The sequence below is a fragment of the Aliivibrio sp. EL58 genome (assembly GCF_900312675.1).
Lineage (GTDB): Bacteria > Pseudomonadota > Gammaproteobacteria > Enterobacterales > Vibrionaceae > Aliivibrio.
The window spans coordinates 110204-120573 of the sequence record NZ_OMPC01000001.1 but is presented as its reverse complement, the minus strand read 5'-3'; the positions used below and the strand labels follow the sequence as shown (position 1 = coordinate 120573).

The following is a 10370-nucleotide window of genomic DNA, read 5'->3' as shown; positions in this document are numbered from 1 at the left end:
GAACCTGTCATTTTATACCCAAGTGACTGGTTCTGCACTTAAATATCTAAGATTATCCCTTGATTGTGGTCAAGAGTTGATGCTTTTTCAATAATCCACGAAATTGATGGTAAGTAATGCCTAATTCTTCAGCGGCCTTACGTTGATGGTGATGTGTTTTTAATAGCGCCTGTTCGAGTAGATCTTTTTCTTGTTCAATTTGAAACTGTTTTAAATTCAATGGTAATGAGGTGGTTTGTTCTTGTTTCTCTTGATTATTGAGTATAGCTGAAGAAGATGAGGTTAACTGAGAGTCATTCCAAGGAGAGATAAAAGGATTCAGTTGTATAGAGTCGATTTGTGCTTCTTCATGGTTATGTTTAAATACAGCACGCTCGATGCAGTTTCTTAATTCACGCACGTTACCTGGCCAATCATGATCTAATATTTGTTGTTTTGCATAATATGAAAATCCAGCAAAATATCGCAAATTCATTTCTTGGCACATTTTTATCGCAAAATGCTCAGCAAGTAATAGCACGTCTTGCTCGCGATATCGTAATGGAGGCAGGTGAATGACATCAAAAGATAATCTATCGAGTAAATCCGATCTGAATCTTTTTTCTGCTACTAAATCTTGCGGATTTTGGTTGGTCGCACAAATTAAGCGAACATCTGCCTTTAAGGTTTGAGAACCACCAACGCGTTCATATTCACCATACTCAATCACACGAAGCAGTTTTTCTTGAACGGTTAAAGGCGCAGTACCAAGTTCATCTAAAAATAGAGAACCACCATCAGCGCGCTCAAATCGACCGTGATGACGCTGTTTTGCTCCTGTAAATGAACCGGCATCGTGACCAAAAAGCTCAGAATCTAACGTACCTGAACTTAATGCAGCGCAGTTTAAACTCACGAGTGGCTCATCCCATCGTTTTGACAGAAAGTGTAGGCGTTGAGCTATAAGTTCTTTACCAGTTCCGCGCTCACCTAGGATAAGAATAGGTCGATCAATCATCGCCAATTGTGAAGCATGATCTAACGTAGATAAAAACGCATCTGATTCGCCAATTAAACTGTCTTTTCTCATACATTACCCTCTAATTTTTTGGTCAATATAACTAAATAGTGGTCATTTTAATCATAACTTAAAATTATCAAGTCGTCGATTTTGTGTAAGTCATTGATTCTTAATAAGTGAAAACTTGGCATGCATTGTGTAATAGTCATTGTAGATTTTAAAATAAATAGTTATCTAGATTGATATTAATTGAGAGGAATAAATTATGGGTATTTTTTCACGCTTTGCAGACATCGTTAATGCCAATGTAACTTCTTTATTGGATAAAGCGGAAAATCCAGAAAAGATGATCCGTTTGATCATTCAAGAGATGGAAGACACACTAGTTGAAGTTCGTACTGCATCAGCAAAAGCAATCGCAGATAAAAAAGAACTGACACGCAAAATTGGTTCCATTGAAGCACAAGTCACCGATTGGCAAGAAAAAGCAAGTTTAGCTTTGATTAAACAACGTGAAGATTTAGCGCGTTCAGCTCTGATAGAAAAACAGAAAGTTCAAGATGTACTATCAAGTTTAAAAACAGAATTTATTCTTGTTGAAGAGTGCATTGAGAAGTTAACCACAGAATTAACTGAGTTAGAGACTAAACTGACAGAAACACGTGCACGTCAACAAGCGCTTGTTATTCGTCAACAAACGGCGCAGCATCGTAATGATATTAAAGCCCATACACATTCAGGAAAAACAGAACGTGCAATGGCAAAGTTTGAACAATATGAGCGTCGTATTGATGAGTTGGATGCAAAGGCAGACACTTACTCAATGGGTAAAGCAAACTCACTAGAACAAGAATTTGCAGAGCTGCAAGCGCAAGATGAAATTGAAAAAGAATTAGAGCGTCTAAAAGAACAAATGAAGAAAGACGCATAATCTGACTGAACATAAATTACTAAGGAGAAAACAATGAGCGGCTTTTTTGCTTTCCCATTGGTTATATTTTTTATTTTTGTTGCCCCGTTATGGCTATTTTTACATTACCGAAGCAAAAGTAAAACAGCACAAGGTCTGTCACATGAAGATACACAGTTATTGAAAACAATGACAGAACGTGCGGATAAAATGCAACGTCGTGTTGAAACATTAGAGAAAATTCTGGATGCAGAATCCCCGAGTTGGAGGGAGCGCTAATGTCAAAAGAACTGTATAGAGATACTCGAAATGGAAAGATTGGTGGTGTCTGCGCAGGTATCGCTCAGTACTTTGGTATTGAACCTTGGATAGTGCGTATTTTGGTGGTATCCGCGGCATTGTTTAGCGCAGGTTTTTTAGTTATGTTGGCGTACTTTGCAGCCATGCTGTTTTTAGATAAAGCACCGGTTGAAATGTACTATCGAACAGAAGAGAAGCGTGAGCACACGGTAAAAAGCAAGCCGTGGCAAGCAGGGCAATCGCCATCAGAAGTGATTAAGCGTGTTGATAAAGACATGGCGAGAATGGAAGAAAAAATTCGTAGAATGGAAGGATACGTAACCTCTTCTGAATATAAAGTTCGTCGTGAGTTTCGTAATCTTTAACTAGGTAACCATTAATTAATACTTTGTTCATGGGGTGTTCAGATTCAGTTCTGTACACTCCATTTGTTGTTTGTAGTCAGTAGTAATACTTATTTAGATTGGTATAAAACACAAAGCGAGAAGTAAAATGAGTAGATTAACCAAAGAAATGAATAAATTAGTTAGCCGTAGTATGGATCGCCACGTCAAGTTGGCGGTTACAGGGCTATCGCGTGCAGGTAAGACGGCATTTATTACCTCTTTGATTAATCAATGCTTACATGCCGCTTCAAGTGATAAGTTACCTTTATTATCTGTGACCCGTGAAGGGCGAATGATTGGTGCGAAACGCATACCGCAATCAAATCTTTCTATTCCTAGTTTTACTTATGACGAAGGAATGGATTCGCTACTTTCTGAGCCCCCGACATGGCCAGAGCCTACTCGCGATGTGAGTGAGTTACGTTTAGCCATAAAATTCAAACCAAAATCAGGTTTGTTAAAACACCTACAAGACAACGCGACTTTATACGTTGATATTGTTGATTATCCTGGCGAGTGGCTATTGGATTTACCGCTTTTGGATATGGATTATTTAGCGTGGTCTAAGCAGCAGCAATCGAACCTTACTGGTCATCGTAAAATGCTGTCTGAAGCTTGGTTAAAAGAAGCGAAGAAACTCGATCCCTTAGCGCCTGTTGATGAAAAGCAAATAGCTCATATTTCTGAGCTATTTACACAATATCTTCATGATTGTAAGGATTCTCAGGGATTACATTGGGTTCAGCCGGGTCGTTTTGTATTACCTGGAGAGCTAGCAGGTGCGCCGGTATTGCAATTTTTCCCATTTATGTTTCTGTATAAATACACAGAAGAAGAGTTAGCAAAAGCTAGTAAAGATTCAAATATTTCGGCATTAAAAAAACGGTATAAACATTATCAGCAACACGTAGTGAAGAAGTTTTATAACGAACACTTTAGACACTTTGATCGTCAAATCGTACTGGTCGATTGTTTACAGCCATTAAATGCAGGTGAACAATCATTTAATGATATGCGTCAAGCGGTTGATCAGTTGATGCACAGTTTTCAGTATGGCAAAAGCTCAATGCTTAAACGTCTGTTTTCACCAAAAATTGATAAGGTGTTGTTTGCGGCAACCAAGGCTGATCATGTGACACCAGAACAGCATCCAAATATGGTGTCCTTGTTACAACAAATGATCCACCAAACATGGCAAGAAACGGCGTATGAAGGTATCAAGATGGAGTGCATGAGTATTGCGTCTATTCAAGCGACTACGGCGGGAATGATTGATGAAAATGGTGAGCTATTTTCTGCTATTTCAGGAGTAAGCTCTGAGCAGCAGCCATTAATGATGTTTCCGGGCGAAGTGCCAAAACGTATACCAAGTAAAGCCTATTGGGAAACAGAACCGTTTAACTTTATGAGTTTTCAACCGTTGCACAATGAGAATGACAAGCCACTGCAACACATCCGAATGGATAAGGCGATGCAGTTCTTGCTAGGAGATAAATTAGTATGAGTGAGTTAAAAAAACAGCGTATCTTTCAAGCCTCGTCTCAAGAACTGGAGCAAGATACAGAAACCCTTGATAACCTGCAAACTCAAAAGCTATTTGAAGAGAGTGTTAAATTTGTTCCTCAAACTATCGAAGAAGAGGAACTTGATGGTGTGGATATTGAAACGCCATTAATCAAAAAGAAAACCCATTGGAGTATTAAAACTCTGATTGGTGGTTTCCTTGGTTTAACGGTGTGGCAAAGTGTTGATCATGTCATTACTGCAATCCAATCGGCTGATTTTCTGTCATTAGGCTGGGCTGGGTTAATTAGCCTTGCAGCAATCATGGGGATTACTGCTATTGGTCGTGAATTATGGACATTGCGTAAACTTAAAAACCGAGCTGAAATTCAACATCAAGTAACTGAATTGGTTGAAGGCAATGGTATTGGTCAGGCAAAACCGTTCTGTGAAGCATTAGCTAAGAAAGGAGCGACGGCGAATACGGCAGAATATACGCGCTGGAAGAATAGTATCGAATCGCATCATAATAACGCTGAAGTATTTGAAATGTATGACAGCATGGTGGTTTCAGAGCAAGATAAACGAGCAAAAGCATTAATTAGTAAACACGCAGGTGAATCAGCATTGATGGTGGCATTAAGTCCATTGGCTGTGGTGGATATGTTATTAGTAGCGTGGCGTAATATTCGATTAATCGAACAAGTCTCTCAAGTTTATGGGGTAGAGCTTGGCTATTGGGGCCGCTTACGTTTGTTCAAAATGGTTTTGCAAAACATGGCGTTTGCAGGAGCAACTGAAATGGTGACGGATGTTGGTGTTGATATGCTATCTACTGGCCTTGCTGGTAAATTATCAACCAGAGCAGCACAGGGTTTAGGTATTGGTTTATTAACGGCACGTTTTGGATTAAGAACCATGAATTTAATGCGTCCATTACCATGGCAAGTGGGTGAAGCACCAAAGCTTTCTGATATGCGTAAAACGATAGTTGCTCAATTAGCATCCAAATTGAGTTCTCAAGATAAGAATTAACTAATACAGTTATCATTCTCATAAAAAAGCATACTATTTACAAATCGATTAGTGATAGTATGACGCCATTAGTCGGGGAGCCAATAGGCTGAGATCGCAATAGCGAACCCGTTGAACCTGATTCAGTTAGTACTGACGTAGGGAACTAATGGTCCTTTTGATACGATCTTTCAATGAGATCCGTTTCTTTTGGTGAGATCTACGTCTATACGTACTTGTTCTCACTCGACTATTTTTCCTGACCGTTAGTTAGGGAAAATAAGTATGTCTTCATTAAACAACACTGCGCTTTTATCTACATTATCTTCTACCACACCGATTGTATTAACTATTGCTGGCTCTGACAGTGGTGGTGGTGCAGGGATCCAAGCTGACATCAAAGCAATTTCTGCAACCGGCAGTTATGCGTGCTCTGTGATTACCGCATTAACGGCCCAAAATACACAAGGCGTGACGGGCATTTATCCAATCAGCAGTGAATTTGTTGAGCAGCAACTGGATGCTGTTTTTTCTGATTTGAATGTTATCGCCGTTAAAGTCGGTATGTTAAGTGATTCTGATATCATCCGCTCTGTTGCGAAAAAAATAAAACAATACTCTCCTCGCTATCTTGTGGTTGACCCTGTTATGGTGGCAACCAGTGGTGATCTTCTTCTGCAATCCTCTGCTATTGAAAGCCTTAAATCCGAACTGCTTCCTCTTGCCGATGTGATCACGCCAAACCTCCCTGAAGCGGCGGCACTTATTAACGCTAAAGTACCCGAAAGTGAAGCTGAAATGACGGCAATGATTGATGAACTTCGTCAATTAGGTGCTAAGTCAGTATTGCTAAAAGGTGGGCATTTAGAAAAAGATGAGAACAGTACTGATTTACTGATTTTATCTGATTCCATAGAGCGTTTATCGACACCCCGAATTGAAACTCGCAATACACACGGCACGGGCTGTACGTTATCGTCAGCGATTGCTTCGTATTTAGCGCAAGGTCATGAGTTACAGGCGGCAGTAACACTAGGTAAGCATTATATTACTCAAGCGATTATTCATGCGGATGAACTGAATATTGGTCAGGGACATGGGCCTGTGAATCACTTCTTTGCTTTACATACTCCAGAGTAATGGGGATGAATCATCGCATTGGTGCCGCCATTTCTAATGGGGCCTTACAATATACAGACAGCGAACAGCCTATTATTTTCAATCTAAATATGACGATCCCTAAAGGAAAATGGACCGCCATATTAGGAAAGAGTGGTTGTGGTAAAACCTCTATTTTGCGTTATCTCGCAGGATTATTGACCGATAAAGTCATGTGGTCAGGGGATGTTTCGATTGATGGCGTAGACGCATTAGAGGGCAATATCGCGTACATGGCGCAACAAGATTTATTGATGCCGTGGTTAAACGTAATAGATAACGTCTGCTTTGCCGACAAGTTTGCAACGAACTCTCGCTTTAATTCAACGAAACCGAACTCGGATAAACACAGAGCGCATGAACTTTTAGAGTTAGTTGGACTAAAAGGGCATGAGTTTGCGATGCCGTCGCAATTATCGGGTGGGATGCGCCAGCGTGTTGCGTTAGCTCGGACATTAATGCAAGACAAACCAATGGTATTAATGGATGAACCTTTTTCTGCGTTAGATGCAGTAACTCGTTATCGCCTGCAAGATCTTGCTGCTCAAGTGCTAGCAGATAAAACCGTTTTATTGATCACGCATGATCCACAAGAAGCGTTAAGACTGAGTGATGCGGTTTATATCATGCAAGGACAACCTGCTTCAGCGGTCTCCTTACCCGTTCCAAGTACGTCGATACCTCGCAAGATTGATGCAGAGTTGGCGGTACTTCAACAACAGATAATTGATACGTTAGAGGTCGATTATGTCTAAATCACTCCTTATAAATTCGACATCAGCAACGATAGGAAAGGTAACGCAAAAACCAATGCTACAAAACGTGAAATCCTTAATAAGAATCTTAATCAGTGCGGCGGTTATTCTGGGATTATGGCAATTCATCGTAATCGTTTTTGCTTTACCAAGCTTCATTTTACCGAGTCCATTGGCTGTCTTTACTAAATTAATACAGCGATACGATGTGCTACTTGCTCATTCATGGATAACGGCTCAAGAGATCTTACTTGGTCTTGGCTTGGGTCTTTCTATGGGGTTGTTATTTGCGCTTCAAATGCTGTTGTTTGATCCACTTCGACGTTGGTTATTACCAATTTTAATTGCGAGCCAAGCGATCCCTGTTTTTGCTATCGCACCTATTTTGATGTTGTGGTTGGGTTATGGCATCGCATCAAAAGTAGTGATGGCGGCATTAATTATCTTTTTCCCTGTGACTACCTGTTGTTATGACGGGCTGCGAAATACCCCAAGTGGTTACCTTGATTTAGCCCACACGATGGGTGCATCAAAATGGCAATTATTAAAATACGTTCGCTTACCTGCGGCTTTACCTGCCTTAGCATCTGGTATTCGTGTTGCTGTTGTTGTCGCGCCTATTGGTGCTGTCGTTGGTGAATGGGTAGGCTCAAGCGAAGGCCTCGGCTATTTGATGCTGCAAGCGAATGCTCGAATGATGATAGATGAAATGTTTGCTGCGTTATTTATTCTCGCGGCGCTATCCGTCAGTTTGTATTTTCTTGCGGATGTATTGATTCAAAAACTCATACCGTGGCAACACGATAAATAAATTCATAATAAAAGGACTCATTGAATAATGAAAAATAGAGTAATTAAAGGGGCGGTGGCTCTGCTTATTTCAAGCTACTCCATGATGGCAAGCGCGGAAGACAAAGCGATGACATTAATGTTGGATTGGTTTGTAAATCCGAACCATGGGCCAGTGGTTATCGCACAGCAAAAAGGCTATTTCAAAGAAGAAGGCCTAAATGTGACGGTTCAAGAACCTGCAGATCCAAGTATGCCGGCAAAATTAGTGGCGGCAAATAACATTGATTTAGCCATTTCTTACCAAACCAGTTTAACGATTGATGTAGCGGCAGGCTTACCGTTAATTCGTTCAGCTACTCTTATTGCCACGCCATTAAACACCTTAATGGTACTGGATAACGGCAAGATAAATTCTTTAGCTGATTTGAAAGGCAAGAAGATTGGTATTGCAATTGCGGGTAATGAAGACGCCACGATTGGCACTATGTTGAATACAGAAGGGGTTGATTTCTCTGAGGTTAAAATCATCAATGTAGGCTGGGCATTATCGTCTTCATTAGCTTCAGGAAAAGTGGATGCTATTTGGGGAGGATTACGTAATTTTGAAACCAATCAATTAGCATTAGAAGGTTACAAAGCGAAATCATTTTTTCCAGAGGAGCACGGTGTGCCCTCGTATGATGAGCTTGTTTTTGTTGCGAATGCCAAAACATACGATGCCGATGCGCTAAAGAAATTTAATCACGCTATCGAAAAAGCGACACAATTTATTGTGAATCACCCTGATGAATCGTGGAAAACCTTTGTTTCTTACGCGCCAGATACCTTAAACAATGAATTAAATAAACGCGCATGGAATGACACGTTAACGCGTTTTGCCTTACGCCCATCAGCGGTTGATTTAGAACGCTACAATCGCTTCTCTGAGTTTATGTTCGAGCATAAGATCATAAAAACACAACCTAAAGCCCAAGATTTTGTGCCGGTGTTGTAATCCATTTTTCCTGTTTATTTTTAGAGAATCAGTATGAATCATCAAGACTTAATTCAAGCGTGTCAAAATGAGTGGACCGAATACACCGAGCACAGCTTCGTTCAACAATTAGCACTTGGAGAGCTAGCGCATTCGTCATTTCTACATTATTTAAAGCAAGATTTTCTGTTTTTAAAACAGTACACCAGAGCGTATGCCTTAGCGATTTATAAAGCGAGAACGTTAGCGGAAATGCGAATGGCGTTACCGAGTGTACAAGCATTATTGAGTTCAGAAATTGCACACCATGTGACTTATTGTGGTGAGTGGGGCGTGTCAGAAGTAGAGATGGAAGCAGAGCCAGAAGCCTTTGGCACGGTAGCCTACACTCGATTTGTATTAGATACCGGTATGTCTGGTGATGTCATTGATTTATACGCAGCATTAGCGCCGTGTTCTATTGGTTATGGGGTGATTGGTACGCAATTACTAGCAAGAGAGTCAACTAGGCTAGAAGGCAATCCGTATGCGAATTGGATCAAGATGTATGGTGGCGAAGAGTTTCAATCTGGCGTGCAAAAAAGTATTACACAGCTAGATGAATTGCTTGCTGATATCGACCTTGATAGTCAGCGTGGGCAGCGTTTGTGTCATATTTTTAAAACGGCGACTCGAATGGAAGTGGCGTTTTGGCAACAAGGATTAGATGAAGCCTAATTGTTGATGATTAGTACTCAATTAATGAATAAGCGAACGAATTAAGGAAGAACAATGACAATCATGAATACGCAAAAAATTATTGAAGCATTGGTGGTATTACGCGAGAAAAAACCATTAGTTGTGAACATTACCAACTATGTTGTGATGAACAACACCGCGAATGCTTTATTGGCGTTAGGTGCGTCACCAATCATGGCGCACAGCCAGCAAGAAATGGCAGAGATGATGAGTTTCTCTGGTGCGTTAGTCATTAATATTGGTACGTTGGATAGCGTATGGACACCAAGAATGCATTTCGCGGTAGAGCAAGCAAACCTTAATAATAAAGTGGTGGTGCTTGATCCGGTGGGATGTGGTGCAAGTCAACTTCGTACCCAAACCGCGCGTCAAATCGCAGAAGCGGCGAATACATTGATTATTCGTGGAAACGCCTCTGAGATCATCGCATTAGCAGGTGAAAATGCACAGAGCAAAGGCGTAGATGCATTAGACAGCAGTGATTCTGCATTAGGTGCAGCTTGTTATGTCGCGCAGCAATATCAATGCAACGTCGTTATTTCGGGTGAAACTGATTACGTAGTTACGAAAGATGCGCAATATCAATTGAATAATGGCCATGCGATGATGCCTTTTGTTACGGGAATGGGTTGCACACATACAGCATTAACTGGGGCTTTTGCCGCAATAGGTGAGTATTCAGGGGTTGCTGCGACGGCTGTTTTAGGCGTTGCAGGTGAGATCGCAGCTGAGAACTCAGCAGGTCCTGGTAGTTTGCAAATGAACCTATTAGATACGCTTTATCAGTTGGATGAAGAGACACTGATAAATCGCTTGAAATTAACGGTTAATACATAGGCAA

11 protein-coding genes, 1 pseudogene and 1 riboswitch are annotated in these 10370 nt (G+C 40.8%); of the genes and pseudogenes, 11 read left to right on the top strand and 1 reads right to left on the bottom strand.

Going from position 1 to position 10370, the window contains the following annotated elements; all coding sequences use genetic code 11:
- Window positions 1-52: 52 nt before the first annotated feature.
- Window positions 53-1069 carry a phage shock protein operon transcriptional activator gene (gene pspF / locus ED622_RS00530; protein ID WP_122032035.1) on the bottom strand — a complete coding sequence of 339 codons (1017 nt, stop codon included), beginning with the start codon at window positions 1067-1069 and terminating at the stop codon, window positions 53-55.
- A 196-nt stretch (window positions 1070-1265) separates the two neighbouring features.
- On the opposite strand from pspF, the gene pspA reads away from it, so the two are divergent.
- The 11 genes and pseudogenes from pspA (at window position 1266) to thiM (ending at window position 10366) form a co-directional block, all read left to right on the top strand.
- Window positions 1266-1931: a phage shock protein PspA gene (pspA, locus tag ED622_RS00525; protein WP_065593402.1), complete on the top strand. Its 666-nt coding sequence runs from the start codon at window positions 1266-1268 to the stop codon at window positions 1929-1931.
- Between the two features lie 33 nt (window positions 1932-1964).
- Window positions 1965-2189, top strand: a complete 225-nt coding sequence (pspB, locus tag ED622_RS00520) for an envelope stress response membrane protein PspB (RefSeq protein WP_122032034.1) — start codon at window positions 1965-1967, stop codon at window positions 2187-2189.
- Window positions 2189-2575, top strand: a complete 387-nt coding sequence (gene pspC / locus ED622_RS00515) for an envelope stress response membrane protein PspC (protein WP_017021854.1) — start codon at window positions 2189-2191, stop codon at window positions 2573-2575. Before pspB ends, pspC begins: the two co-directional genes overlap by 1 nt.
- 127 nt (window positions 2576-2702) lie before the next feature.
- The gene (locus ED622_RS00510) at window positions 2703-4100 is read left to right on the top strand and encodes a YcjX family protein (RefSeq protein WP_122032033.1); all 1398 of its coding nucleotides are present in this window, start codon (window positions 2703-2705) and stop codon (window positions 4098-4100) included.
- On the top strand, window positions 4097-5134 hold the full coding sequence (locus ED622_RS00505) for a YcjF family protein (protein WP_122032032.1): 1038 nt from the start codon (window positions 4097-4099) through the stop codon (window positions 5132-5134). The genes ED622_RS00510 and ED622_RS00505 overlap by 4 nt, the downstream gene beginning before the upstream one ends.
- Before the next feature lie 63 nt (window positions 5135-5197).
- A riboswitch (TPP riboswitch) is annotated at window positions 5198-5295 on the top strand.
- A gap of 103 nt (window positions 5296-5398) precedes the next feature.
- Window positions 5399-6253 (top strand): bifunctional hydroxymethylpyrimidine kinase/phosphomethylpyrimidine kinase, encoded by an 855-nt coding sequence (gene thiD, locus ED622_RS00500; protein WP_122032031.1) that lies wholly within the window; start codon window positions 5399-5401, stop codon window positions 6251-6253.
- Between the two features lie 5 nt (window positions 6254-6258).
- The gene (locus ED622_RS00495; protein WP_122032811.1) at window positions 6259-7026 is read left to right on the top strand and encodes an ABC transporter ATP-binding protein; all 768 of its coding nucleotides are present in this window, start codon (window positions 6259-6261) and stop codon (window positions 7024-7026) included.
- Between the two features lie 82 nt (window positions 7027-7108).
- Window positions 7109-7837, top strand: a pseudogene (locus ED622_RS00490) (ABC transporter permease); the annotation flags it as partial.
- Between the two features lie 27 nt (window positions 7838-7864).
- Complete coding sequence (locus ED622_RS00485; RefSeq protein WP_122032029.1) at window positions 7865-8812, top strand: ABC transporter substrate-binding protein; 948 nt, start codon at window positions 7865-7867, stop codon at window positions 8810-8812.
- A gap of 33 nt (window positions 8813-8845) precedes the next feature.
- Window positions 8846-9508, top strand: a complete 663-nt coding sequence (gene tenA / locus ED622_RS00480) for a thiaminase II (RefSeq protein WP_122032028.1) — start codon at window positions 8846-8848, stop codon at window positions 9506-9508.
- 54 nt (window positions 9509-9562) lie between these two features.
- A complete protein-coding gene (gene thiM / locus ED622_RS00475; protein WP_122032027.1) occupies window positions 9563-10366 on the top strand; it encodes a hydroxyethylthiazole kinase in 804 nt (267 codons plus the stop codon).
- Window positions 10367-10370: the final 4 nt, after the last annotated feature.

Bases quoted from the DNA above. Each gene is read 5' to 3' on its own strand.
- pspF (WP_122032035.1), bottom strand. From the start codon at position 1,069: ATGAGAAAAGACAGTTTAATTGGCGAATCAGATGCGTTTTTATCTACG.
- pspA (WP_065593402.1), top strand. From the start codon at position 1,266: ATGGGTATTTTTTCACGCTTTGCAGACATCGTTAATGCCAATGTAACT.
- pspB (WP_122032034.1), top strand. From the start codon at position 1,965: ATGAGCGGCTTTTTTGCTTTCCCATTGGTTATATTTTTTATTTTTGTT.
- pspC (WP_017021854.1), top strand. From the start codon at position 2,189: ATGTCAAAAGAACTGTATAGAGATACTCGAAATGGAAAGATTGGTGGT.
- ED622_RS00510 (WP_122032033.1), top strand. From the start codon at position 2,703: ATGAGTAGATTAACCAAAGAAATGAATAAATTAGTTAGCCGTAGTATG.
- ED622_RS00505 (WP_122032032.1), top strand. From the start codon at position 4,097: ATGAGTGAGTTAAAAAAACAGCGTATCTTTCAAGCCTCGTCTCAAGAA.
- thiD (WP_122032031.1), top strand. From the start codon at position 5,399: ATGTCTTCATTAAACAACACTGCGCTTTTATCTACATTATCTTCTACC.
- ED622_RS00495 (WP_122032811.1), top strand. From the start codon at position 6,259: ATGAATCATCGCATTGGTGCCGCCATTTCTAATGGGGCCTTACAATAT.
- ED622_RS00485 (WP_122032029.1), top strand. From the start codon at position 7,865: ATGAAAAATAGAGTAATTAAAGGGGCGGTGGCTCTGCTTATTTCAAGC.
- tenA (WP_122032028.1), top strand. From the start codon at position 8,846: ATGAATCATCAAGACTTAATTCAAGCGTGTCAAAATGAGTGGACCGAA.
- thiM (WP_122032027.1), top strand. From the start codon at position 9,563: ATGACAATCATGAATACGCAAAAAATTATTGAAGCATTGGTGGTATTA.